The 23358-nt window shown below is 61.3% G+C and carries 24 protein-coding genes; 15 read left to right on the top strand and 9 right to left on the bottom strand.

Translation table 11 applies throughout. The annotated features are described in order from the left end of the window. Positions 1 to 12 precede the first annotated feature (12 nt). The 4 genes from J7557_RS00695 to J7557_RS00710 form a co-directional block, all read right to left on the bottom strand. Positions 13 to 996: an ABC transporter ATP-binding protein gene (locus J7557_RS00695; protein ID WP_291416351.1), complete on the bottom strand. Its 984-nt coding sequence runs from the start codon at positions 994 to 996 to the stop codon at positions 13 to 15. Between the two features lie 2 nt (positions 997 to 998). After that, positions 999 to 1790 (bottom strand): ABC transporter permease, encoded by a 792-nt coding sequence (locus J7557_RS00700; RefSeq protein WP_291416353.1) that lies wholly within the window; start codon positions 1788 to 1790, stop codon positions 999 to 1001. Further along, positions 1787 to 2668, bottom strand: a complete 882-nt coding sequence (locus tag J7557_RS00705) for an ABC transporter permease subunit (protein ID WP_291416355.1) — start codon at positions 2666 to 2668, stop codon at positions 1787 to 1789. The genes J7557_RS00700 and J7557_RS00705 overlap by 4 nt, the downstream gene beginning before the upstream one ends. 181 nt (positions 2669 to 2849) lie before the next feature. Beyond that, positions 2850 to 3959 (bottom strand): ABC transporter substrate-binding protein, encoded by a 1110-nt coding sequence (locus J7557_RS00710; RefSeq protein WP_291416357.1) that lies wholly within the window; start codon positions 3957 to 3959, stop codon positions 2850 to 2852. Positions 3960 to 4279: 320 nt separating this feature from the next. On the opposite strand from J7557_RS00710, the gene J7557_RS00715 reads away from it, so the two are divergent. From J7557_RS00715 to J7557_RS00725, 3 genes are read left to right on the top strand one after another with little or no spacing between them, the layout of a single operon-like run. Beyond that, positions 4280 to 5209: an aminotransferase class IV gene (locus J7557_RS00715; protein ID WP_291416359.1), complete on the top strand. Its 930-nt coding sequence runs from the start codon at positions 4280 to 4282 to the stop codon at positions 5207 to 5209. Continuing rightward, a complete protein-coding gene (locus tag J7557_RS00720; RefSeq protein ID WP_291416361.1) occupies positions 5206 to 5937 on the top strand; it encodes a hypothetical protein in 732 nt (243 codons plus the stop codon). The genes J7557_RS00715 and J7557_RS00720 overlap by 4 nt, the downstream gene beginning before the upstream one ends. Then, positions 5938 to 6843, top strand: coding sequence for a phosphotransferase family protein (locus J7557_RS00725; RefSeq protein WP_291416363.1), 906 nt, complete (start codon positions 5938 to 5940; stop codon positions 6841 to 6843). It abuts the gene before it with no gap. Positions 6844 to 6850: 7 nt separating this feature from the next. Here J7557_RS00725 and J7557_RS00730 read toward each other — a convergent pair whose 3' ends face one another. Beyond that, positions 6851 to 7870 carry a substrate-binding domain-containing protein gene (locus J7557_RS00730; protein WP_291416365.1) on the bottom strand — a complete coding sequence of 340 codons (1020 nt, stop codon included), beginning with the start codon at positions 7868 to 7870 and terminating at the stop codon, positions 6851 to 6853. Between the two features lie 488 nt (positions 7871 to 8358). On the opposite strand from J7557_RS00730, the gene J7557_RS00735 reads away from it, so the two are divergent. The 7 genes from J7557_RS00735 to J7557_RS00765 all read left to right on the top strand — a co-directional run bounded on the left by J7557_RS00735 (position 8359) and on the right by J7557_RS00765 (position 15184). Continuing rightward, on the top strand, positions 8359 to 9627 hold the full coding sequence (locus tag J7557_RS00735; protein WP_291416367.1) for an ABC transporter substrate-binding protein: 1269 nt from the start codon (positions 8359 to 8361) through the stop codon (positions 9625 to 9627). Positions 9628 to 9720: 93 nt separating this feature from the next. Beyond that, positions 9721 to 10701 carry a carbohydrate ABC transporter permease gene (locus J7557_RS00740; protein WP_291416369.1) on the top strand — a complete coding sequence of 327 codons (981 nt, stop codon included), beginning with the start codon at positions 9721 to 9723 and terminating at the stop codon, positions 10699 to 10701. Next, positions 10701 to 11546 carry a carbohydrate ABC transporter permease gene (locus J7557_RS00745; RefSeq protein ID WP_051961321.1) on the top strand — a complete coding sequence of 282 codons (846 nt, stop codon included), beginning with the start codon at positions 10701 to 10703 and terminating at the stop codon, positions 11544 to 11546. Before J7557_RS00740 ends, J7557_RS00745 begins: the two co-directional genes overlap by 1 nt. 13 nt (positions 11547 to 11559) lie before the next feature. Beyond that, a complete protein-coding gene (locus J7557_RS00750) occupies positions 11560 to 12564 on the top strand; it encodes an ABC transporter ATP-binding protein (RefSeq protein ID WP_291416374.1) in 1005 nt (334 codons plus the stop codon). 178 nt (positions 12565 to 12742) lie between these two features. Further along, complete coding sequence (locus J7557_RS00755; RefSeq protein WP_035087563.1) at positions 12743 to 13531, top strand: ThuA domain-containing protein; 789 nt, start codon at positions 12743 to 12745, stop codon at positions 13529 to 13531. 184 nt (positions 13532 to 13715) lie between these two features. Beyond that, positions 13716 to 14759: a Gfo/Idh/MocA family oxidoreductase gene (locus J7557_RS00760; protein WP_291416377.1), complete on the top strand. Its 1044-nt coding sequence runs from the start codon at positions 13716 to 13718 to the stop codon at positions 14757 to 14759. Positions 14760 to 14932: 173 nt separating this feature from the next. Further along, a complete protein-coding gene (locus J7557_RS00765; protein ID WP_291416379.1) occupies positions 14933 to 15184 on the top strand; it encodes a GlsB/YeaQ/YmgE family stress response membrane protein in 252 nt (83 codons plus the stop codon). A 191-nt stretch (positions 15185 to 15375) separates the two neighbouring features. On the opposite strand, the gene J7557_RS00770 is transcribed toward J7557_RS00765, so the two are convergent. Then, entirely contained in the window at positions 15376 to 15648 is a 273-nt protein-coding gene (locus tag J7557_RS00770) for a DUF2277 domain-containing protein (protein WP_291416381.1), read from the bottom strand. 94 nt (positions 15649 to 15742) lie between these two features. Further along, entirely contained in the window at positions 15743 to 17344 is a 1602-nt protein-coding gene (locus J7557_RS00775; protein WP_291416383.1) for a bifunctional UDP-sugar hydrolase/5'-nucleotidase, read from the bottom strand. Between the two features lie 251 nt (positions 17345 to 17595). On the opposite strand from J7557_RS00775, the gene J7557_RS00780 reads away from it, so the two are divergent. Further along, the gene (locus J7557_RS00780) at positions 17596 to 18246 is read left to right on the top strand and encodes a ThuA domain-containing protein (protein WP_291416385.1); all 651 of its coding nucleotides are present in this window, start codon (positions 17596 to 17598) and stop codon (positions 18244 to 18246) included. Positions 18247 to 18253: 7 nt separating this feature from the next. On the opposite strand, the gene J7557_RS00785 is transcribed toward J7557_RS00780, so the two are convergent. Then, the gene (locus tag J7557_RS00785; RefSeq protein WP_291416387.1) at positions 18254 to 18892 is read right to left on the bottom strand and encodes a DUF1109 domain-containing protein; all 639 of its coding nucleotides are present in this window, start codon (positions 18890 to 18892) and stop codon (positions 18254 to 18256) included. After that, entirely contained in the window at positions 18889 to 19440 is a 552-nt protein-coding gene (locus J7557_RS00790; protein WP_291416388.1) for a sigma-70 family RNA polymerase sigma factor, read from the bottom strand. The genes J7557_RS00785 and J7557_RS00790 overlap by 4 nt, the downstream gene beginning before the upstream one ends. 159 nt (positions 19441 to 19599) lie before the next feature. Between J7557_RS00790 and J7557_RS00795 the strand changes: the two genes are divergently transcribed. The 4 genes from J7557_RS00795 (at position 19600) to J7557_RS00810 (ending at position 23355) form a co-directional block, all read left to right on the top strand. Continuing rightward, positions 19600 to 19908: a hypothetical protein gene (locus J7557_RS00795; protein WP_291416390.1), complete on the top strand. Its 309-nt coding sequence runs from the start codon at positions 19600 to 19602 to the stop codon at positions 19906 to 19908. Between the two features lie 78 nt (positions 19909 to 19986). Next, complete coding sequence (locus J7557_RS00800) at positions 19987 to 20835, top strand: cytochrome b/b6 domain-containing protein (protein ID WP_291416392.1); 849 nt, start codon at positions 19987 to 19989, stop codon at positions 20833 to 20835. Continuing rightward, on the top strand, positions 20832 to 21623 hold the full coding sequence (locus tag J7557_RS00805) for a molybdopterin-dependent oxidoreductase (RefSeq protein WP_291416394.1): 792 nt from the start codon (positions 20832 to 20834) through the stop codon (positions 21621 to 21623). The genes J7557_RS00800 and J7557_RS00805 overlap by 4 nt, the downstream gene beginning before the upstream one ends. A 256-nt stretch (positions 21624 to 21879) precedes the next feature. Further along, positions 21880 to 23355 carry a DEAD/DEAH box helicase gene (locus J7557_RS00810; protein WP_291418245.1) on the top strand — a complete coding sequence of 492 codons (1476 nt, stop codon included), beginning with the start codon at positions 21880 to 21882 and terminating at the stop codon, positions 23353 to 23355. The last annotated feature ends 3 nt before the right edge of the window (positions 23356 to 23358 follow it).

The following is a 23358-nucleotide window of genomic DNA, read 5'->3' on the forward strand; positions in this document are numbered from 1 at the left end:
AGGATGCCGGGATTACGCCCCCAGCGTCAGCACGTCTTTGGCGGCGAGGTGCAGCGTGACGGTGTCGCCGCGCTGGGGCGGGGTGGTGGCGTGGCTGTTAAAAGTGTCGATGTTGATGGGGGTGCCGGAGACGTCGACGCGGAGGCGGACGACGGAGCCGAGGAAGCCGACGTCGGAGATGGTGCCGGTGAGGGTCGTGTCGGTTTCGGGGCGTGGGGCGAGGGAGATCAGCTCGGGGCGGATGGCGCGGTTGGGGCCGAAACTGGCTTCGGGCAGCGTGTTGAGCTGGCCGACGAAGGTTGCGACGAAGCGGGTCGAGGGGCGGTTATAGATCTCGTGGGGGGAGCCCATCTGGTCGAGATTGCCCGCGTTCATGACCACGATGCGATCGGAAATGGACATGGCCTCTTCCTGATCGTGGGTGACGAAGACGGTGGTGATGCCCAGGTCCTGCTGGATGGCGCGGATTTCTTCGCGGAGGGAGACGCGGATCTTGGCGTCGAGCGCGGAGAGCGGCTCGTCGAGGAGCAGGAGGCGCGGTTTTGGCGCGATGGCGCGGGCGAGGGCGACGCGCTGCTGCTGGCCGCCGGACATTTCATAGGGGAAACGCTTTTCAAAGCCGGGGAGGCCGATAAGTCTAAGCATTTCCTCGACGCGGGCGCGGCGCTGGTCGGCAGGCATGCCGGCGATTTTGAGGCCAAAGGCGATGTTGTCGCCGACGGTGAGATTGGGGAAGAGGGCGTAGGCCTGGAAGACCATGCCGAGCTTGCGCTGGTTGGGTTTCAGGTGCGTGATCTCGTCGCCATCGACGCGGATGGCGCCCGAGGTGGGGCGTTCGAAACCGGCGATCATTCTGAGGATCGTGGTCTTGCCGCAGCCGGAGGGGCCGAGGAGCGAGATGAACTCGCCCTTTTCGAAGGCGAAATTGACGCCCTTCACGACCGTATTGGTGCCGAAGGATTTGACGAGGTTCTGGACTTCGAGGAAGGCGGCCATGGTCAGTCGGTCCTGGCGGAAGTGCGGGGGGCGAAGCGGCCGAGCACGTTGATCATGCCCATGGCGCCCCAGGTGATGATGAAGGAGATGATGGCGAGTGCTGCAGGCTCATAGGCGCGGTTGGTGCCGATGCCGACGAGATAGGGGCCGAAGGCCGGCCGGTTGAGCAGGCTCGCAATGGTGAACTCGCCGATGACGATGGCGAAGGTGAGGAAGGCGCCGGAGAGGATGGCGACGAGGATATTGGGCAGGATGATCTGGCCGATGATCTGGAGCTGGTTGGCGCCGGCGATCTGGGCGGCTTCGGTCAGGGTGCCGATGTCGATGGTGCGCATGCCGTTGTCGACGGCCCGGTACATGTAGGGCAGGGCCAGGGTGACATAGGCGCATGTGAGGAGGATGTCGGTGCCGAGGACGGAGCCGGTAAAGGGGATGAAGGAGGACGAGCCGTAGAGGCGGATATAGCCGTAGACGAGCACCAGCGCGGGGATGACTAGCGGCAGGAGGGTGACGAATTCCATGAAGGGGCGCAGCCAGGGCATGCGCAGGCGGACGAAATAGACGGCCGGGACGACGACGAGGATGCCGACCACGATGGTGAAGAGGCCGACGATCACCGAATAGGCGAAGCTCGAGGCAAAGTAGGGGTCGGCGAAGACCGAGGCATAGGCGTCGAAGGAGTATTCGCCGCGGCGCATGCGCAGGGAGAACTCGAAGGTCGCGGCCAGCGGAATGATGAAATAGGCGGCGCCGAGGACGAAGATGAGCCAGGCCCAGAACTTTTGCGACTTCATTTCATCCACCTTTCGGCGCGGGCGGCGACAACGAGATAGATGACATTGGCGAGCGAGGTGATGACGATCATGCCCAGGGCGAGAGCGGCGCCGAGGCCTGGGTTTTGCAGGGCGTCGCCGCGGATCTGGTTGTAGAGCAGCACGGTGACGATGTTGAGGTTCGAGCCAGTCAGCGCCCAGGCGGTTGCGATGGCGCCAAAGGCGTTGGCGAAGAGCAGCGACAGGGTGCCGAGGACGGACGGCCAGAGGATGGGGAAGCCGATATAGCGCCAGAACTGCCAGGTATTGGCGCCGAGGGTCTGGGCGGCTTCGTTCCACTCCTTCTTGAGGCCGTCGATCGCCGGGGCGATGGTCAGGACCATCAGCGGGATCTGGAAGTAGAGATAGGTGAGCGTCAGGCCCCAGAAGGAGAAGAGGTTGAAGCCGCCCTGGCGATAGATGTCGAAATCGAACAGCGTGCGGATGATGATGGTGACGAGGCCGAGGCGTCCGAGCGTGGCGATAAAGGCGAAGGCCAGGGGGACGCCGGCGAAATTGGAAGCCACGCCGGAAAAGGTCATGACGGCGGAGCGCAGGCCCTGGGGGAGCTTGCCGCGGATGATGGCGAGGGTGATGGCGAGACCGATCAGCGCGCCGAGAATGGCGGAGGCGCCAGAAATCCGGATCGAAATCCAGTAGGCAGCCAGGATCTGGTCGGTGAAAAGGCCGGCGATGTTTTCGAAGGTGAAATTGCCGGCGCGGTCGGTGAAGGCGCCGCCTATCAGCGAGAACGTGGGCAGGAAGAGGAACATCACCGCGAAGATGACGAAGGGGAGAACCGCGAGGGAATCCCAGGGGATGCGGCGGGGTGGTTTTGGTGGTGCGGCGATGTCGGTCATTGTGACACTTCTGATCGTGTGGAGGCGCCGGACGGGCCGCATGCTGGATGCAGCACCTCCCCCTTGATGGGGGAGGCAGGGTGGGGGTGGAGCCACGAGCACGGAGCACGTGGCCAGAACCCCCACCCTTGATCCCTCCCCACAAGGGGGAGGGTGTCGACTGGGAATTCAGTCGATCAGCTTACTGAACCGAAGCGCCGACGGTGGAGTCCCAGCCGCCGGTGATGGTGGCCTTGTTGGCGTTCTGCTCTTCGATCGAGGGGAACACGGCCTTTGCGTAGTTCTCGGCGGCCGGGAGCTTAGCCATCAGGTCGGCCGGGAGCTTGCCGGCTTCGGCGAGGGCGTTGAAGCGGATCGGGTGGCAGTAGCCAGCGAGCCAGCCGAGCTGACCTTCGTCGGAATAGAGGTATTCCATCCAGAGTTTTGCAGCATTCGGGTGGGGTGCAAAGGCCGAGATGGCCTGGACGTAGACGCCAGCCACAACGCCGTCGGACGGGACGACGACTTCGATCGGCGGGTTGCCGTTGAGGTTGTCGCGCGCGGCGAGCAGGTTGTAGTCCCAGTTGATGGCGATCGGGGTCGTGCCCTGGGCAATAGCGGCAGCTTCAGCGTCGACGGGGACGAAGTTGCCCTTGTCGTTGAGGGCCTTGAAGTATTCGAGGCCCGCCTGAGCAGCGGCGTCCTGGGCAGCACCGGTCGAGAGACCAGCGGCAAAGACCGACATGATGGCGTTGTTGGCGGTACGCGGATCGCCGGCCAGAGCGACGGAATTGGCAAATTCGTCCTTCTGGAGATCGGCCCACGAGGTCGGGTTGTCGCCGGTGATGATGTCCTTGTTGATGCCGAGGGCGAGCACGCCGTAGTAGTCGCCGTACCAGAAGCCATCAGCGTCCTTGGCATCGTCCGGGATTTCTTCCCAGGTCGAGACCTTATAGGCCTGCAGCAGGCCTTCGTCCTTGGCCTGCGGGCCAAAGGCGAGACCGATATCGAGAACGTCCGGAGCCTGCGGGCCGGTATTGCCCTTGTTGGCGCGGACGGCTTCGAGCTCGTCGGCCGAACCGGCGTCCGGGTTCAGTTCATTGACGGTGATGCCCGGATAGGCAGCCTTGAAACCTTCGATCACGCCGCCATAGTTGCACCAGGAATGGGGCAGGGCGATCACGGTAAGCTGGCCTTCGGCCTTGGCGGCTTCGTAAAGCGCTGTGAGATCAGTTTGGGCGAAAGTCGGAGCCGCGAAGCTGAGCACGGTGAGAAGCGAAACCGAGGTGGTCAGCGCAGACTTGAACGTCATTCTTTGTCTCCCTGAATGAGCAGTCGCGGGCTTTCCCGAGGGGGATAGCCGCTGCGAACGGGCGAGGGAGTAGAGGGGCGACATGACAGTGCAATGACAGTTGAATGACGGCTCGGAGTCGCCCGCGAGTGGGCGTTACTTGCCGCAACCTCAGTATATTGCGCCTATTTGCCCATCTGCTCGCGTCCTCCCAGCCGCGGAGGGAGATTGCCCAATTGTGACAGTTTCGTCCAGATGGTCAAAAATTTCTGTGGGCCTCGACTTTGCGGCGGTGAGAGGAGATGGTTTCGCCGCGTCTAATCAAGAGAAAGCCTACCCTTATGGCCTATGGCGTCCATGCCTATGCGGACGATCCGCGCAACGCTTCCATTCTTATTGCCGTCAATGACCAGTTGATGCCGCGCGACAAGGCGGTGGTGTCGGTCTTCGACTCGGGCTTTGTGCTGGGCGATGGCGTCTGGGAGGGGTTGCGGCTGCATGAGGGTGGCATTCCGTTTCTCTGGGCGCATCTGGAGCGGCTTTATGAGGGGGCGAAGACGCTCGATTTTTCCGTTGGGTTGACGCCCGACGAACTGGTGAAGCGGATTTTCGATTGTCTTGCGGCAAACGGCATGACGGATGGCGTGCATATCCGATTGATGGTTACGCGGGGGATCAAGGCGACGCCGTATCAAGACCCGCGGGTGACGATTGGCGATGCGACCATCGTCATCATTCCCGAATATAAGGCGCCGTCGCCGAAGCCGGACGGGATTTCGCTGTTTACCTCGACGATCCGCCGTACGGCGCCGGATATGCAGGATCAGAAACTCAATTCGCACTCGAAACTCAATTGTATTCAGGCGTGTATCCAGGCGGCCAAGGCTGGGGCGGACGAGGCACTGATGCTGGACCCGCAAGGGTTTGTGGCGACGTGCAATTCGACGCATTTCTTTATCGTGCGGCGGGGTGAGGTTTGGACCTCGACGGGGGACTACTGTCTTGGCGGGATTACGCGCGGGAATATCATTCGGGTGGCTGAGGCCGCGGGGATCACCGTGCGGCAGAAGAATTTCTCGCTGACGGATGTCTATGGGGCCGATGAGGCTTTTGTGACCGGGACATTTGCGGGGCTGACCTCGGTGCGCGAGGTTGATGGGCGCCGGATGGGGCATCCGCTGAAGGGGCCGGGTCCGATCCCCGGGGAGATGACGGCGCGGTTGGCCGGGCTTTATCGCGAGCTGATCGAGGCGGAGACTTTTAGGCCATGAGCGAAGTCAGAAGAATTGCCATGTGGTCGGGGCCGCGGAATCTGTCCACGGCGATGATGCGCAGTTTTTCCTCGCGAGCGGATTGTTTCGTCAGCGATGAGCCGTTTTACGCGGCCTATTTGAAGGCGACCGGGCTGGTTCATCCCATGCAGGACGAGGTACTTGCAGCGCAGCCGCAGGATGCCGATGAGGTGGTGCGGCAGATCATGGGGCCGGTGCCGGGCGGAAAATCGGTCTGGTATCAGAAGCATATGAGCCACCACATGGTTGAGGGCTTTCCGCTCGACTGGATGGATGGGGTCACCAATGTGTTCCTGCTGCGCTCGCCGGAGCGGGTGCTGGCGTCCTATGCGCAGAAGCGGGAGAGCGTGACGCTGGCCGATATCGGGTTCGAGGGGCAGGCCATGTTGTTCGACCGGGTTGCGGAGCGGACGGGGACGGCGCCGGTGGTCGTGGACAGCGACGATATCAGGCGCGATCCGGAGGGGACACTGTCGGCGCTTTGTGCGGCGGTGGGGCTGAGCTGGAACCCGGCCATGCTTGGCTGGGCCAAGGGGGCGCATGAGCAGGACGGTGTTTGGGGGCCGCACTGGTACAATGCCGTCTACGACAGCACCGGGTTTTCTCCGCCGGACGAGATTGGGGCACTGCCGGATCGGCTGGCTCAGATCGCGGATGAGGCGCGGCCGTTTTATGAGCGGATGAGAGAGTTTCGGTTGACCAGCTAAATGATTGATGCCGAACAACTTGCTTCTGTTTTGGCCGATCTGCGCCTCGCCCGATTTGTTGGGATTGAGGAGCTTCGTGGCGGCTCGACAGCAGTGTTCCGCGTCGATCTTGCCGACGACACGGCCCTGATCCTCAAGACCTATGATCGAGCAGAAATGGTGCCGCATCGAGAGGCCTATGCGTCGGGCCTGCTGGCTGCCGTGAATGTACCGCATCCGCGCTACTTGTTGATCGATGAAAGTCTTACGAGGCTGCCTTATAGGTTCGCGCTGACGACATATGTGACCGGCGTGGTTGGGAGCGCGTTTCTGGCCGAGCGCGAATTGTTCACCGGTATTGGCCGTCTTGCGCGCCAGCTCCATTCGGTTGCCCTGCCAGGGTTTGGGGCACTCCCGGAACCGGAATATGAGACCAATGCTGCCTACATAAGTGGGCTGGCGAACCACGCCTTTGGCAGGTTCCTCGAATATGGCGCCGATCCGGTACTAGCGAGGTCTCTACGAGCCATTTTTGAGCGTGACTTTGCTTCTGTGGTGCTGGAGGCGGACAGGCCGGTCTTTGCGCACGACGACCTGCATCCGGGAAATGTGCTAGTTTCCGGCGTCGGGGCGGGAGTGTCGATTGTCGGACTGGTCGATTTCGGCAATGCACGGGCGAGCACAGCCCTCATGGATCTCGCCAAAACCATCTTCATCTGCGAGCACGAAATGCCGGGAATCGGCGCGGCGGTACTCGCTGGTTATGGGCCTATCGATCATCCGGACCCGGAGAAGGCGCTGGCCTTTTACACGCTATTGCATCGTGTCATCATGTGGTGGTGGCTGCGCCATATCGGCGTGTTGGCAACTGCCGATGCGGAGGTCGATGTGATGAGCGCGCTGCGGGTGACGGCGGCGGACGGATGAGCCAGCGCTAAAACAGCGGCGCGGGACCGGAACTTTCCCGAAGCACCAGTTCCACCGGCCAGAGTTCGTGGATGTCGGCGACCGGTTTGCCGCCCAGCATTTGCAATAGGAGTTCGGCCATGCGTTCGCCGGCCTGGCGGATGGAGGAGCGGGTCGTCGACATGGTGGGGTACATGTTGTCGGCGTTGAGATAGGGGAAGACGTCGTCGTGAGCGATCATGGAGACGTCGGTGCCCAATTGCATGCCGGCCTGGCGGATGGCGCGGAAGACGCCCAAGGCCGTCATCATGGAGCCAGCGAGAAAGGCCGTGGGGCGGGGGCGGAGTTCGAGCATGGACTGGGCCAGGCGGAAGGCGACTTCGTCGGTGAAGGCCGAATTGCCCATCAGTGCGGGATCGAAGGGCACGCCACGGGCGGAGAGGGCGGCCATATAGCCCAGCTCGCGGTGCTCGGCGAAGGTGCGGCCCTTGATGCCGTTCAAGAGCGCGATGCGGCGGTGGCCGAGATCGAGCAGGTGGCTGGTGGCGCGTTCGAGCGCGCCGGTATTGTCGATGTCGAGCCAGGCAACGGGCCGGGTGACATTGGTGCGGCCATGCAGGACGAACGGAATTTTCAGGTCCAGCAGGAGTTCGGCCCGTTCGTCCTTGAGGGTCGGCGAATGCAGAATCATGGCGTCGACGCGCTGGCTGGCGGCGAGACGGCGATAGGCGGCAAGCTCTTCCTGGTGCGAGGCGACGGTGGTGACGACGATGTCGATATCCTGCGTCGCCATGCGGCCGCCAAGGCCGGAGAGGAATTCAGACATGTGAGGGCCGAGTTCATCGGCGCCGCGCAGCACGAGGCCAATGGCGCCGGCGCGGCCGGTGGCGAGCCTGAGGGCGCTGGCATTGGGGCGATAGCCAAGCTGCGCCGCCGCCTCGGAAACGCGCACGCGCGTCGCTTCCTTGACTTCGGGATAGCCATTGAGTGCGCGGCTCACCGTCGTTTGCGACAGGCCGAGATGCTCGGCAAGGTCTTTCAATCTCATAGCGGCTTATGGCCCAGATGGTTTCGGCACCCCGGTTTTCCCGGGGCTTGGCCTTGTGGCCGCTCGGTACGCCTCGCCATTAGGGCAGGCAGGGCTCTTTGACCAGAGCCTTTGCCCAACTCCTCCAAACAGCATTCAAAGCGATTTCAATTTTGGATGCAAGAGGGCTCCAAAGTTTGAAAATGGCTGAGGTGCGTACCTCAGTTGCATTTTAACGATTTGGCGGAAAAACGAAGTTTGGAAATTTCTAACTTATTGAAAATATACGTAATTTTATAGTTGCTCGCAAAAATGGTGAAAATTAGCCGTGCCCACCGCTTGACAGTTTTCTGCCGCTCTGGTTCCTTTTCATCCAAAGCGCTTTGAAAACCTGCTGGCGTGAACGGCGGGGTGGGTGCTTTAGGGGAGGGAATTGCGAGCTCACGCATGTTGCGTCGGGCCGCGCCGTTTTGCCTCCCTGCGCAAAGTTTCTTTCGGGAGGATTTCCAATGACACTGAACAAGATGCTCGTGGCGATGCTGGCGAGCGTGACGCTGGTGGCCGGTGCGGCTCAGGCTGCCGAGCTCTCCATCGTTTCGGGCGATACGGGCAATGGCCTTGAATTCCTGCGCGGCCAGCTCGACAAGTTCGAAGCCGACACGGGCCACAAGGTGACCATCGTGCCGATGCCGTCTTCGACCACCGACCAGTTCGGCCAGTACAAGCTCTGGCTGGCTGCCGGCAATACCGACATCGACGTCTACCAGACCGACGTGATCTGGGCGCCGCAGCTCGCTGACCAATTCCTCGACCTCACCGAAGCTGCCAAGGATGTCGTGGGCCAGCACTTCCCCTCGATCATCGAATCCCAGACCGTGAACGGTAAGCTCGTCGCCCTGCCGGCCTTCACCGACGCTCCGGCGCTCTACTACCGCAAGGATCTGCTGGAAAAGTACGGCAAGGAAGTCCCCAAGACCTGGGCTGAGCTGACCGCGACCGCTCAGGAAATCATGGATGGCGAGCGCGCCGACGGTAATGCCGAAATGTGGGGCTTCGTGTTCCAGGGCAATGCCTATGAAGGCCTGACCTGTAACGCCCTTGAATGGGTCAAGTCCTACGGCGGTGGCCAGATCATCGAGGCTGACGGTTCGATCTCGATCAACAACGAGAACGCAGCCAAGGCCATCGACATGGCGGCAAGCTGGGTCGGTACCATCTCTCCGGAAGGCAACCTGGCCTATATGGAAGAAGAAAGCCGTGGCGTCTGGCAGCTCGGCAATGCCGTGTTCCACCGCAACTGGCCCTATGCCTACTCGCTCGGCAATGGCGCCGACTCGCCGATCGCCGGCAAGTTCGACGTTGCTCCGCTCCCGGCCGGCGAAGGCCCGGATGCTCGCTCGGCCGCCACGCTCGGTGGTTGGAACGTTGCCGTGTCCAAGTACTCGCCCGATCCGGATGCCGCCATCGAACTGGCGCTCTACCTGAGCTCGGCCGAAGTGCAGAAGGAACGCGCCCTGATGCAGTCCAACCTGCCCACGATCGAAGCGCTCTATGACGACGCCGACATCGCTGCCGGCCAGCCGATCATCCCGGCCTGGAAGGAAATCTTCCAGAACGCCGTGCCGCGTCCGTCCGCACCCACCCAAGCTAAGTACAACGAGGTCTCCTCGCTGTTCTGGAGCGCCGTGCATGACACGCTGTCGGGCAATGGCACTGCCGCCGAGAACCTCGAAGTTCTCGAGGCCGACCTGACCGACCTCAAGGGCGACGCCTGGTAAGTCCTCCCAGGGCCCAATGACAAGGCGGACGGCCGGGTTTTTCCCGCCGCCCGCCTTGCGCAATAAATACCGCAGGCGTTGGGAGGAGCAACGATGACTACCGAAACACTGGCATCGCCGGCAGGACTGGCCAAGCCCAAAGTCAAATCGGAACTGATGCAGCAGCGCATCCGCGCAGCGCGATTGTTCCTCATCCCAATGCTGATCGCTCTGGCGGTGGTGGCCGGCTGGCCGCTGCTGCGATCGATCTATTTTTCCTTCACTGACGCTTCGCTGAGCAATCTCGATGAAGCGCAGTGGATCGGCCTCGGCAACTATATCCGCTGGACCACACTCGAAAGCGGCGCGGTGCGCTATCGCGGGCTGCTGGTTGATCCCGCCTGGTGGAATGCGGTGTGGAACACCGTGCGCTTCGCCTTCGTCTCGGTGCTTTTTGAAGCCGTGCTCGGGATGATGGTGGCACTGGTTTTGAACGCAGAGTTCAAGGGCCGCGGTATCGTCCGCGCTGCTATCCTGATCCCGTGGGCCATTCCGACCATCGTTTCCGCCCGTATGTGGGGCTGGATGCTCAATGACCAGTTCGGCATTCTCAATGACCTTGGGATGCGCTTGGGTCTTTTGAGCCAGAAGGTTGCATGGACTGCGACGGCCGATACGGCCATGACCGCGGTGCTGATCGTCGATATCTGGAAGACGACGCCGTTTATGGCGCTGCTCATCCTTGCCGGCCTGCAGATGATCCCCAAGGACATCTACGAGGCCGCCGAAATCGACGGCGTGCATCCGGTCAAGCAGTTCTTCCGCATTACCCTGCCGCTGGTGCGTCCGGCGCTGATGGTGGCGATCATCTTCCGCCTGCTCGACGCGCTGCGCATTTTCGACCTCATCTATGTGCTGACGCCCAATAGCTCGGCGACGAAGACGATGAGCGTGCTGGCGCGCGAAAATCTCTTCGACTTCGACAAGTTCGCCTATGGCTCGGCCATGTCGACCTTGCTGTTCCTGATCATTGCTGTCCTGACCATCCTCTATATCTGGCTGGGCCAAGTGAAGTTTGACGGGGGAGACCGATAATGGGTGCGACTTTCGATCTCTGGAAGCTGACCAAGTGGGCGCTGTTCTACCTGCTGGTCGCCTTCATCGTCGTGGTGAGCGTGTTCCCGTTCTACTACGCGATCCTGACCAGCTTTAAGTCGGGCACGGCGCTGTTCCAGGTCAATTACTGGCCGACCTCGTTCAGTCTCGACAACTATTTCAACGTGCTCAATTCGGGCAGCTTCCCGCGCAATCTGCTCAACTCGATCTTCGTCGCTTCGGTGACGGTGATCCTGGCGCTTTTCCTCGCCATCACCGCCTCGTTTGCTCTGGCCCGCGTGCGGTTCCGGGGCAGGGGGCTGCTGCTGCTGACCATCCTCGGGATTTCCATGTTCCCGCAGATGGCAGTGCTCGCCGGCCTCTTCGAGGTGATCCGTGCGCTCGGCATCTACAACACGCCCTGGGCGCTGATCTTCTCCTATACGATCTTTACGCTGCCGTTCACCGTGTGGGTTCTGACGACCTTCATGCGTGACCTGCCGGTCGAGATCGAAGAAGCAGCGATCGTCGATGGGGCTTCGCCCTGGGTGATCATCACCCGCGTGTTCATGCCGCTGATGTGGCCGGCGCTGGTGACGACGGGCATTCTCGCCTTTATCGGGGCGTGGAACGAATTTCTCTTCGCGCTCACCTTCACCTCCAGCAACGAGACGCGCACCGTGCCGGTGGCTATCGCGCTGCTCTCGGGCAGCACGCAATATGAAATCCCGTGGGGCAACATCATGGCTGCCTCCGTCATCGTCACCGTGCCTCTGGTGATCCTCGTTCTCGTCTTCCAGCGCAAGATTGTCAGCGGGCTGACCGCCGGCGGCGTCAAGGGCTAAGGAGTTTTAGAAAATGGCTGCGATCGAACTTCGCAATATCCGCAAGTCCTTTGGCATGGTCGACGTGATCAAGGGTGTCGACCTCGAAGTCCGCAAGGGCGAGTTCATGGTGTTTGTCGGCCCATCGGGCTGCGGCAAATCCACCCTCTTGCGCCTGATCTCGGGCCTCGAGGACATCACCTCGGGCGAGATGCTTTTCGACGGCAAGCTGGTCAATGCACTGGCGCCTTCGAAGCGCGGCATTGCCATGGTGTTCCAGTCCTATGCGCTCTATCCGCATATGACGGTTTACGAAAACATGGCTTTCGGCCTGACGCTCGAAAAGGGCAAGGGCAAGGAAGAAATCCAGCGGCGCGTCGAAAAGGCCGCCGACATGCTGCAGATCCGGCAGTATCTCGACCGGTTGCCGAAGCAGCTTTCGGGTGGCCAGCGCCAGCGCGTTGCCATTGGCCGCGCCATCACGCGCGATCCGAAGGTGTTCCTTTTTGACGAGCCGCTGTCGAACCTCGACGCGGCGCTGCGCGTGGCGACCCGTATCGAGATCGCCAAGCTGCATGAGGAAATGAACCAGGTCACGATGATCTATGTGACGCATGACCAGGTGGAGGCGATGACGCTGGCCGACCGCATCTGCGTGCTGCGCGATGGTTATGTGGAACAGGTCGGCACGCCGATGGAGCTTTATGAGCGCCCGGACAGCATTTTCGTTGCCGGTTTTATCGGTTCGCCCAAGATGAACTTCATTGCCGGCGACAAGGCTGACAAGTTCGGCTGCACGACGCTGGGTATCCGCGGCGAGCACATGGACATCAAGGCAGACGGCATCTGGGAAGGCACCGTCATCCACACCGAGAACCTCGGCGCGGACTCCTATGTCTATCTCGACATGGGTCAGGAAGAGCCGGTGGTGGTTCGTCTCGATGGTGCGTCGACCTACCAGAGCGGTGCGGTCCTGAAGGTTTCGCCGCAGGAAGAACGCATTCATCGCTTCGATACTGCGGGCAAGCCGATCCGCTGAGATCACAAATGCAGTGACTGCCCCAAGGCTGTCACAAAGCCAATCGCTGCGTCATTCCCGCGAAAGCGGGAATCTCCCTTGACCAAAAAAGGAGATTCCCGCTTTCGCGGGAATGACGCAGAGAAATGAGAAAGGGCCGGTGCCTCTCCACCTGTCCCGCCAAACTAGGAGACTACCAATGCCGATCCGTACGCTTGTCTGGGGCGAGAACGTCCACGAGCAGAAGAATAAGGTTGTGGCCGAGAACTATCCCAACGGCATGCACAACCAGATCGCCTCGCTGATCGCGCAGGACAGCAATATTTCCACCAAGACCACGACGCTTCAGGAACCGGAGCACGGGCTGACCGATGCCGTGCTGGCCGAGACCGACGTGCTGGTCTGGTGGGGCCATGCGGCGCATGACAAGGTCGACGACGTGGTCGTCAAGCGCGTGATGGAGCATGTGTGGCAGGGCATGGGCCTGATCGTGCTGCATTCGGGCCACCACTCGAAGGTCTTCAAGGGTCTGATGGGTTCGCCGGCGAACCTTCATTGGCGCGAAGCGGGCGAGCGCGAACGCCTCTGGGTCGTCAATCCGGGTCACCCGATCGCCAAGGGCCTGCCGGCCTATTTCGAACTCGAATATGAAGAAATGTATGGCGAGCCCTTCTCCGTGCCGGAGCCGCTCGAAACCGTGTTCGTTTCCTGGTTCCAGGGTGGCGAGGTGTTCCGTTCGGGCCTGACCTATCGTCGTGGCGCGGGCAATATCTTCTACTTCCGTCCCGGCCACGAAACCTACCCGACCTATCACGACGCCAATGTTGGCCAGGTGCTGCGCAATGCGGTCAACTGGGCCTATAACGGCGACCGCCATGCGCACCTCATGAAGGCGCCGAATACGCCGGTCGGCGAAGCGATCGAAAAGATCGAAGAGCGCGGTGCCAAGCTTTCCGCTTCGGACCACGCCGGCGAAGTGAAGAAGTAAGACGCCTTGTCCCTTCCATCGGCATTGCCCGGCTTGTCCGGGCAATCCAGGGGGCCGCGAGCGCGGTAATGGATCGCCCGGACAAGCCGGGCGATGACGATGGGCAGGTATCGAGGGCCAGTTCGCGGTCCCGGTGAGTTGAAAACTGTTTAGCGGCCGCCGCGGCGGCCAAGGAATCAAAAGAATGCGTATCCTCATTCTGGGTACCGGCGGCATGGCCAATCAGCATGCCAAGCATTTTGCGGCGATTGACGGCGTGACGCTGGCGGGCGGCGTGGACGTCGATCCGGCGCGAGTGGAGGCGTTCAACAAGACGCATGGGATCGAGAGGGGCTTTGGCTCGCTCGATGCGGCGCTGGCCTGGGGCGAGTTCGATGCGGTGGCCAATGTCACCCCCGACAGCATCCACCACCCGACGACCATGGCGGCGCTCAATGCCGGCAAGCACGTCTTCTGCGAAAAGCCCCTTGCCACTGACCATGCCAAGGCCATGGAAATGACCGAGACGGCCGAGCGGCTGGGCCTCGTCAACATGGTCAACCTGACCTATCGCAATGTGGCGCAGCTGCAGAAGGCACGCGAAATCGTGCAGTCGGGCCAGGTCGGCACGGTGAAGCACTTTGAGGCGAGCTATCTGCAGAGCTGGCTGGTGTCGAAGGCCTGGGGCGATTGGCGCACGGAAAGCCAGTGGCTGTGGCGCCTGTCGAAGAAGCACGGCTCCAACGGCGTGCTCGGCGATATCGGCGTGCACATTCTCGACTTTGCCGCCTATGGCGCCGGCAGCGATTTCTCGGATGTTTTCTGCCGTCTCCACACCTTCGACAAGGCCGAGGGCAACAAGATCGGTGAATACGATCTGGACGCCAATGACAGCTTTGCCATGACGGCGCAGCTTGAGAATGGCGCGCTGGGTGTTGTTCATGCGACCCGCTGGGCCACCGGCCACTTCAATGAGCTGCGCCTGCGTGTGTATGGCGAAAAGGGCTCGGTGGAAGTGCAGCATCGCCATGACTGGTCGAAGCTTTTTACGTGCCTTGGTGATGATATCGAGACCGGGACCTGGACCGAGGTTGAGGTCGATGCGGTGCCGACCAACTATCAGCGTTTTGCCGAGGCGGTGCGCATGGGCAAGAACCTCGAGCCGAGCTTCCGCCATGCGACCAATATCCAGAAGGTGCTGGATCTTGCGACTGTGACGGATCGGGATCGGTCTGAGCACCGGGTCTGAACCCAGCGCGACTGGCAATTTGCCTGTTGAGAACACCGTCCGGATATTCGGGCGGTGTTTTTGTTTGGGTAGCTGGAACTGGGCTACCAAAGATTTTCGCGTTTTGGCGTTGTCACGCTTGTATGTCAGGCAAGCGGTTCCAATTTATGCGCTGTTATCGTGGGAGCGCTTTTATGGGAATTCTCTGGGCCATCATCATTGGTTTTCTGGCCGGCCTGATCGCCAAGTGGATCACCCCAGGCGACAACAAACCGCAGGGGTTCATCCTCACGACGGTGCTGGGCATTGTTGGTTCGGTGGTGGCGACCTTGCTCGGCCAGCAGATTGGCTGGTATGGGCCGGGCGATGGGGCGAATTTCATCGGCGCGATTGTGGGCGCGGTGGTGATCTTGCTGGCCTGGGGGCAGTTGGCGCGGCGGGTCTAGATCGTTTCTCTTTTGTTTTGAAACGCCAGTTCAAGAGGCCTCTGGTGAGGTGCTTTGCAGAGCAAAGCCTCGAACCACGAGGTCGAGAGAGTGGAGGTCTGGGTGCCACGCCCAGAGCGCTACGCCGCGCTCCGCGCCTCAGGATGAGGTCTACTTTTGTTTGAATTCTTTAGTGAAACGATCTAGTGCGCTCAGGTCGTGCCGTATCGCTCGCGGGCTCGTTCGCGGGCCTTGGCCGCGACGACTTCGCGATCCCTCGGTGGTGCCTTGGTGTCGAGGGCGTTTAGCAGCTTGCGGACTGATTTCTCGATTTCTTCCACGGCGTCATAAAATGCCGGCTCGTTGGCTTGCGAGGGGCGGTTAAAGCCGGAGATCTTGCGGACGAATTGCAGGGCAGCTTCGTGCATCTCATTCTTGCTGGCGGGCGGCTCGAAATTGAAAAGCGGCTTGATGTTCCTGCACATGGCATCGTCCTTTGGCGCTAAATCAGCGGTATAGAAGGAATAACGCAAAAGGGCGCCCGATGGGGCGCCCTTCGTGTTTGGCGAGGCAAAAACCTTACTTCACGGTGATGCGGCCATCGAGGTAGGGCGTGTATTCGCCGCCGAGCTTGGCGATGTATTCAGCAACAACCTGTTCGAGCGGCGGGCCGAAGTCATAGGGATTTTCACCCGAGGCGAAGGTTTCGTAACCGTCGCCGCCGCCGCGCACATAGTTGTTGGTGACGACGATATAGTCGGCTTCCTCGTCGATCGGCACCCAGGTGTCGCCTTCGCCCTTGACCAGCACGTCGCTGATGCGGCTGCCGGCGGGATTGGCGAGGGTGTAGGTATACTTGAGGCCGGCGACCTGAGCGAAGCGGCCGGCGCCGTTCTCAATGTCGCTGACGCCGTTTTCGAGGGCTTCGATGACGTCGGCACCGCTCACCTGAACGGTGGCGAGGGTGTTCGAGAAGGGCAGGACGGTCAGCACGTCGCCGACGGTGACTTCACCGGCGTCGATGGAGGCACGGATGCCGCCGCCGTTCTGGAAGGCGATGGTTGCACCCTGATCGGCAACGCGATCGAGGATGGCGTCAGCCAGGAGGTTGCCCATGGAGCATTCTTCGACGCGGCAGACCTCGCGGGCGCCTTCGAGCTTGTCGGTGGTGGTGCCGATGACCTGGCTGGTCATTTCTTCGATCGGGCCAAGCAGGGTTTCGAGCTGGGCCTTGAAGTCTTCATTGGCAGTAACCGAGGCATCGATCAGGTAGGGTTCGCCTTCGGCCTTGGTGACGGTGCCATTGTCATCCCAGGTGATGGCGATGTCGCCGAGATACTTGCCGTACTGATTGGCCTGGACCACCGGGACTTCGACGCCGACCGGGTTGGTGACCATGGTCGGGTAGGGGCCGGCAGCGCCTTCAGCGGTGTTGGACAGCAGAGTGTGGCTGTGACCGCCGACGATGACGTCGACCAGCGGCAGGGAGGCCGCCACGTTGAGGTCTTCGGTGTAGCCGATGTGGCTGAGAAGGATGATCTTGTTGACGCCGGCCGCATCGAGCGCTTCGGAGGCGCCGCGGACATACTGGATGACATCGTGGAATTCGACATCTCCGGGCGAGGCGATTTCGGGGGTGTCTTCGGTGGTGGCGCCGATAATGCCGATCTTTTCGCCACCGACTTCGATGACGATGGAGCCGCGGACCTTGCCGCGCAGGCCTTCATCCTTGGTGACGTCGAAATTGCCGCCGATGATGGGGAATTCGGCTGCTTCGATGAACTTCAGATATTCTTCCGGGCCATCGTCGAATTCGTGGTTGCCGGTGGCGACGACGTCAAAGCCCATCTGGTTGAAGAAGTCGGAAACGACCTTGGACTTGTAGGTGGTGTAGTAGAGCGAGCCCTGGAAATTGTCGCCGGCCGAAAGCAGCAGGGAATTGCCGGCTTCATATTTGGCGCGGGTGTCGTCGATGATGGTTTTGAGGCGCGCAATGCCACCAAAACATTCGCCGGCGGCGTCGGTTTCGGCGTCGCAATTGGAGTCAGATCCGGTGATCGGATCGAAGCGCGAATGGAAGTCGTTGATGTGCAGGATGTTGAGTGTGAATTCGGCATGGGCGGCGGTCGAAAAACCGGCGCAGAGGGTGAGCGCTGTGGCGCCCAGCAAAAGCTTCTTCATCCCTGTGGTTCCTTCGTGATTGCAGCAAGGCCCTGCTTCGACATCCGGCGCTCCCGACAATTTTTTCGCGTCGCCAATGAAGCATTAAGGAGAGTTAACCAGCTAATTGTGACAGTGGAAAGTGTTTCATTTCCTAGATTTATCCGGTGGTTGGTCGAGCGCGGGCGGGCGGCGCAATCGATACCATTTGGGGTTTCAATAGCGGATGAGTCAGGTATTCTCCGCCCCGTTTGATTTGAGGGGGTGCCCTGATGCGCAGTGCTTTGATCGTCTATGGCGGCTGGGAAGGCCATGATCCCGAGGAATGCGCGACGATCTATCGTCGCTGGCTGCACGAGGACGGCTATTCGGTGCGTACCGCGACCGAGACCAGCGCCTTTGCCGATCCCTCCATTCGCGACTTGTCGCTGATCATTCCGATCTTCACGATGAGCAAGATTGCCAAGGAAGAAGTGGAGAACCTCACCAAGGCGGTCGAAGGCGGCGTCGGTCTGGCCGGGCACCATGGCGGCATGAGCGACGCTTTCCGCGAGGCGGTAGACTATCAGTTCATGGTTGGCGGCCAATGGGTGGCGCATCCGGGCAATATCATCGACTACACGGTCGATGTGACCAAGCCCGAGGACCCGATCATGGCGGGGATTTCCGGTTCGTTCCCCTACAAGTCCGAGCAGTATTACATGCATGTCGACCCCTCCAACGAGGTGCTGGCGACGACGACTTTTACGGGTGAGCATGCCTATTGGATCGACGGCGTGGTAATGCCGGTGGTCTGGAAACGCAAGCATGGCAAGGGCAAGGTGTTCCATATGACGCTGGGGCATCAGGCCAAGGAATTCGAGAATTCCAACATGGCGACGATCATGCGCCGCGGCATGAACTGGGCGGCGAAGGACGAATAGCCCCCCGCTACCAGCGCAGAACGAACTTTCCGATGACGGCGCCGAGGAGGGCCGTCATCGCGATACCCAGAGAATACCAGACGGCCATGAACATCATGCCGGTTTCGCCGCAATAAAAGGCATAGGCCCAGGCGCCGAAGCCGCCCGCGACGAGGCCGGCGGCGAAGCCGGCGAGGGTGGGCGAGCGCGGCGCGGTGGTGCGTAGCGCCGAGAGCAGAGCAATCAGTACAGGCGTGCCGGCGAGCGTGATCAGCCATGGGCAGACCATGGCGGTCTGGCCCATGAGCATGGGCATGGACCAATCGGCGCGCATCCACATCATGGTGCCGCTGCCGAGGGCGAAGAGGGCGAGGAGGCCGGCGCCGGCGAGGGGCCAGATGATGCGGCCATCGGGGCGGGCGAGGACCGGCGCGGCGGCGAGGCCCAGGAGGCCGAAGGCCAGCGTATAGCCAAACTTTGTCCAGAACATCATGGCGCTATCGGCGCCGCCGAAGGGGCGGCCCATCACGAGGTCGAGGACGAGATAGACGCCGACTATGGTGACCAGGACGCCGATGATGAGGGCGAGGATCAGCCGGCGTTCGATGGCGCGAGGCGGAGTGGGTTTTAGATCGGCGGCGAGGCGATTGATGAGGTCGTCGGTCATTTCTCGCCTCCGGCAAACTTGCCCATCAGGGCTTTCAGACCGCGATGGATGGAGACCTTTGCCGCGGTTTCGGTGATGCCGTGGCGGGCGGCGGCTTCGGCGACCGTGGCGCCTTCGAGGCGGGTCTGGCGGATGAGGTCGGAGGTGCGGGGCGGAACCTGGCTCAGGACGGTTTCGATGTCGTGGCGGTCGGCGGCGCTGGCGCTGTCATCGGTGGCGAAGATCGGCGCATCGTCTTCGAGGGGGACGGTGGGACGGATGGCGTAGCGGCGGACGTGGTCCACGAATTTGTGGTGGGCGACGGCGTGCAGCCAGGCGGTGAAGGGCCGGGTGCGATCATAGGTTTCGCGCCGCGTGTGCACGGCCAGCAGGGTTTCCTGCACGAGGTCCTCCGCGTGCGAAGCATGGGCGGGACTGAGGCGGCGGGCAAACCAAGGACGCAGATAGCGTGTGAGGTCGGCCAGAAGCATTCGATAGGCGGAAGCGTCGCCATCGAGCGAAGCGAGCATTAGCCCGCGCAGTCGCATCTCGGTTTCGTCCGCCTTCATTGGCTCTCCATTCGCGGCAAAGCGGAGCGAGGTTACACGGCAGACAGAAAAAAGCGAGGAGGGAACACGGCTGCGTGATCACGGTAACTGTTTGCGCTTCTTGGGCGAATGGCGGGGACGAACCGTGGCAGGGGCTGCGGTCGTCAAAGGGAGATGATTATGTCTGTCAAAACCACCAGCCTTTCTGCTGCGCTTGTGCTGGCCCTGTTCATGGGCGGCAGCGTGTTGGCTCAGGACGCCATGGCGCCGGCGACCGACGGAATGGCCATGGATGCGATGGCGCCGATGATGAGCGATGACGACCTTGCCAAGTGTGTCGAGCAAGCCAAGGCAATTAGTTTTCCCGATGTCGCCATGGTCGCCGAACAGGCCTGCCACAACATCCACAATGGCCATGACGCAATGGGTAGCGATGCCATGGGTGGCGCTGCCATGATGGGCGGGGACGCCATGGCACCGAAGCAATAAAATCGACGTGATGGCGACCATCTGTCAGATGCAATACCGTTGCTACTGGCAGATGGTACTATCTGCCCGGGGGAAACCATGACCGAAGCTGAAGATCTTTCAACCAAGCGGGGGCCGCTGGTCTATCGTCAATCTGTGTGGACGCGCGTTACGCACTGGGTCTGGGCAATCTGCCTGTTTTTCCTAATGCTCTCGGGGCTGCAAATATTTAATGCTTTTCCTTCGCTCCATATTGGGCAGCAGGCAGGCTTCGAGTTTGACAATGCAGTGCTCAAGATCGGGGCGGTGAACACGCCCCAAGGCCCCCGCGGGCAAACGACCATCCTTGGTCAGACGTTCGATACGACCGGCGTTCTGGGGATGAGCGGTACGGCAGAAGCGCCGCAATATGTCGGCTTTCCAGGGGCCGTGACCATCCCGTCCTTCCGGGATCTGGCGACAGGGCGCGTGGTGCACTTCTTCTTCGGCTGGGTGTTTGTCGCCGCGCTGTTTGTGTGGTTTCTGGCGAGTTTCATCAACGGACATTTGCGGCGCGATATTTTGCCGAAGGGCTCGGACATTTCGGGCCTGCCGAAAGATGCGCTCGATCACGCGCGGCTGAAGCTACACCACGGGCGCTCCTATACACCGCTGCAAAAGCTGAGCTATTTCGCGGTTTTCTTCGTACTCTTCCCGCTGATCATTCTAACCGGACTGACCATGAGCCCCGGTATGGATGCGGCCTGGCCTTGGCTGCTGGAGTTGTTTGGCGGGCGGCAAACGGCACGGACAATCCATTTTGGGGTCATGGTGCTGCTGGTGCTGTTTTTCATCGTGCATATCATCATGGTGCTGCTGGCCGGGCCGCTCAATGAATTGAGATCAATGGTAACGGGCTGGTATCGCACTAGCCCCGACACACCGACCGAGGCGGGAGACAAGCCGTGAGCAATATCATTCTCAATCGGCGAAAGCTTCTCGTCGGGTCGGCGGCACTTGGATCGAGCCTGGCGCTGGCGGGTTGCGATCAGTTCGACTTTTTGGGACAGCGGGGCCATCCGGTGAGGCAGGCGCTAGAGCAGGCCAATGTTCTTACCTATCGGGCGCAGCGGGCGCTGATCGGCGATCAGACGTTGGCGCGGGAATATTCGGCGAGCGAAATCCGGCAGGGCATGAAGCCTAATGGTTCGACCGAGCCGATGACGCCGGAGTACTTGTTCCTAAAGGGGCAGAATTTTACGAACTACAAGCTGACCATCAAGGGCATGGTTGAGCGGGAAGTGTCGTTCTCGCTCGACGAGTTGCGGAATATGCCGGCGCGCAGCCAGATCACGCGGCACGATTGCGTCGAAGGATGGAGCTGCATCGCCAAGTGGACGGGAACGGCGTTGGGGCCGGTGCTGGATATGGCGGGAGTGAAGCCGGAGGCGCGGTATTGCGTCTATCACTGCTTCGACAATATCCAGAAGACGCTGTCAGGCGATATTTTCTATTATGAGAGTTCGGACCTGGTGGACGCCTATCATCCGCAGACGATCCTCTCCTATGGGCTCAACGACCAGGTTTTGCCGGTGAGCAATGGTGCGCCGGTGCGGCTGCGGATCGAGCGGGCGCTGGGGTACAAGCAGCCCAAGTATCTGCACACCATCGAGCTGGTGGATGATCTCACCCCGTTCGGGCGGGGGAAGGGCGGATATTGGCCGGATAATGGGTACGACTGGTACGGGGGCATATGAGGGCGGCACAGCACCCATGCGCCTGCCACACTTGCCTTTCCGGGCGTTTTCCCCCATATGGGAAGCAGCGTTGCGGCATAGAGTGCCGCTAACGGGCTTCTCTTCTTACTCAAGCGGTGAGCGGCGAAGTCATCCCGGATAGCGAAAATGCTCCGGGTTTGAGCCAGCACCCGCGCGATAATCTCCTATCGCCCGATTGCAATTTTTGTTCATGGCGCCTGCCTCTTGCAGAGCGCCCGCGCAGCATTTGCGCATGATGAAAGATCAAGATTTGACCGATTTTTCCAGTCTCGGATTGCCCCAGAACATCATCGACAGCCTCAAGGCTGCGGGCTTCGAGACCCCAACCAAGATCCAGAGCCAGGCCATTCCGAAACTGCTCGAAGGCCGGGACATGCTGGGCATTGCCCAGACCGGTTCGGGCAAGACGGCTGCCTTTGGCCTGCCGATCCTCGCCGGTATCGGCGAACTGACCGGCCGTCCGCGGCCGATGACGACGCGTGCGCTGATCCTGGCGCCGACGCGCGAACTCGCCGTGCAGATCGAAGAGAATATCCGCAAGTTTGCGGGCTCCAAGATGAAGCTCGACACAGTGCTCGTGCTGGGCGGCGTGTCGCGCTACCATCAGGTGCAGAAGATCGCGAAGGGCGTGGACGTCGTCGTTGCGACGCCGGGCCGTCTGAAAGATCTGCTCGACGACAACAAGATTCGTCTCAACGAGACGCGTTGGCTGGTGCTCGACGAGGCCGACCGCATGCTCGACATGGGCTTCATTGCCCCGGTAAAGGCGATTGCCAAGGCCATTGGTCTGCGCCGCCAGACCATGCTGTTCTCGGCCACGATGGCTGCGGAAGTCGAAGATCTCGCCAAGGGCCTCCTCAAGGAGCCGATCAAGGTCGAGGCAGCGCCGCAGGGTTCGACCGTGGTCAAGATCGACCAGCGGGTCATTCTTTCCGGTTCGAAGGCCAAGCGCGGCGTGCTCAATGGCCTGCTCGATGACGAGAAGGAAGGAATGGAGCGCGTTATCGTTTTTGCCCGCACCAAGCATGGTGCCGACCGCGTGGCGAAGAACCTTGCCATCGACGGGCATGAGGCTGCGGCTATCCACGGCAACAAGAGCCAGAATGCACGCCAGGCTGCGCTCAAGGGCTTTGCCAGCGGCAGCGTCCGCATTCTCGTGGCGACCGATATTGCGGCGCGCGGCATCGACGTGCCGGGCATCACGCATGTCGTGAACTATGACCTGCCGGACGATCCGGAAAACTATGTGCACCGCATTGGCCGTACTGGCCGTAACGGCGCGACCGGCATTGCCATCACGCTTTGCGATGGCACCGAACGGTCGAAGTTGCGCGATGTCGAAAAGCTGATCCGCCGCACGCTGCCGCTTTCGGGCGACCTCAACATGGTTGAGGAAGCTACAGCTTCGGCGCCGCGGGCTCCGCGCAACAATGCCGGTGCTCCGGGCGGGCAGCGCACGGCGCGTAATCCCAAGCCGAGCCAGCGCAAGTTCAATACGCCGCGTCCGGGTGGCGAGCGTGGCAAGAATGGCGCCCCTCGCGATGCCAATGGTGTGCGGGAAGCGAATGCTGGTCCTGCCCGTGATGCCCGCAATCCGCTGGCTCCGGCGCGCTCGGTGAAGCCCCCGCGCGCCGATGGTCTCAAGGCCAAGCCGCGTTGGACAACGGCGGCGAAGAAGTCCGCGGCGCGCAATCGGCGTGGCGAAGGCTAATCA

Source organism: Devosia sp. (genome assembly GCF_017744655.1).
Classification (GTDB): domain Bacteria; phylum Pseudomonadota; class Alphaproteobacteria; order Rhizobiales; family Devosiaceae; genus Devosia.

Coding starts and splice junctions, on each gene's coding strand:
- J7557_RS00740 (WP_291416369.1), top strand. CDS start 9,721: ATGACTACCGAAACACTGGCATCGCCGGCAGGACTGGCCAAGCCCAAA.
- J7557_RS00775 (WP_291416383.1), bottom strand. CDS start 17,344: ATGAAGAAGCTTTTGCTGGGCGCCACAGCGCTCACCCTCTGCGCCGGT.
- J7557_RS00710 (WP_291416357.1), bottom strand. CDS start 3,959: ATGACGTTCAAGTCTGCGCTGACCACCTCGGTTTCGCTTCTCACCGTG.
- J7557_RS00795 (WP_291416390.1), top strand. CDS start 19,600: ATGTCTGTCAAAACCACCAGCCTTTCTGCTGCGCTTGTGCTGGCCCTG.
- J7557_RS00730 (WP_291416365.1), bottom strand. CDS start 7,870: ATGAGATTGAAAGACCTTGCCGAGCATCTCGGCCTGTCGCAAACGACG.
- J7557_RS00715 (WP_291416359.1), top strand. CDS start 4,280: ATGGCCTATGGCGTCCATGCCTATGCGGACGATCCGCGCAACGCTTCC.
- J7557_RS00735 (WP_291416367.1), top strand. CDS start 8,359: ATGACACTGAACAAGATGCTCGTGGCGATGCTGGCGAGCGTGACGCTG.
- J7557_RS00760 (WP_291416377.1), top strand. CDS start 13,716: ATGCGTATCCTCATTCTGGGTACCGGCGGCATGGCCAATCAGCATGCC.
- J7557_RS00800 (WP_291416392.1), top strand. CDS start 19,987: ATGACCGAAGCTGAAGATCTTTCAACCAAGCGGGGGCCGCTGGTCTAT.
- J7557_RS00700 (WP_291416353.1), bottom strand. CDS start 1,790: ATGAAGTCGCAAAAGTTCTGGGCCTGGCTCATCTTCGTCCTCGGCGCC.
- J7557_RS00780 (WP_291416385.1), top strand. CDS start 17,596: ATGCGCAGTGCTTTGATCGTCTATGGCGGCTGGGAAGGCCATGATCCC.
- J7557_RS00755 (WP_035087563.1), top strand. CDS start 12,743: ATGCCGATCCGTACGCTTGTCTGGGGCGAGAACGTCCACGAGCAGAAG.
- J7557_RS00770 (WP_291416381.1), bottom strand. CDS start 15,648: ATGTGCAGGAACATCAAGCCGCTTTTCAATTTCGAGCCGCCCGCCAGC.
- J7557_RS00810 (WP_291418245.1), top strand. CDS start 21,880: ATGAAAGATCAAGATTTGACCGATTTTTCCAGTCTCGGATTGCCCCAG.
- J7557_RS00750 (WP_291416374.1), top strand. CDS start 11,560: ATGGCTGCGATCGAACTTCGCAATATCCGCAAGTCCTTTGGCATGGTC.
- J7557_RS00745 (WP_051961321.1), top strand. CDS start 10,701: ATGGGTGCGACTTTCGATCTCTGGAAGCTGACCAAGTGGGCGCTGTTC.
- J7557_RS00705 (WP_291416355.1), bottom strand. CDS start 2,668: ATGACCGACATCGCCGCACCACCAAAACCACCCCGCCGCATCCCCTGG.
- J7557_RS00695 (WP_291416351.1), bottom strand. CDS start 996: ATGGCCGCCTTCCTCGAAGTCCAGAACCTCGTCAAATCCTTCGGCACC.
- J7557_RS00725 (WP_291416363.1), top strand. CDS start 5,938: ATGATTGATGCCGAACAACTTGCTTCTGTTTTGGCCGATCTGCGCCTC.
- J7557_RS00765 (WP_291416379.1), top strand. CDS start 14,933: ATGGGAATTCTCTGGGCCATCATCATTGGTTTTCTGGCCGGCCTGATC.
- J7557_RS00785 (WP_291416387.1), bottom strand. CDS start 18,892: ATGACCGACGACCTCATCAATCGCCTCGCCGCCGATCTAAAACCCACT.
- J7557_RS00720 (WP_291416361.1), top strand. CDS start 5,206: ATGAGCGAAGTCAGAAGAATTGCCATGTGGTCGGGGCCGCGGAATCTG.
- J7557_RS00790 (WP_291416388.1), bottom strand. CDS start 19,440: ATGAAGGCGGACGAAACCGAGATGCGACTGCGCGGGCTAATGCTCGCT.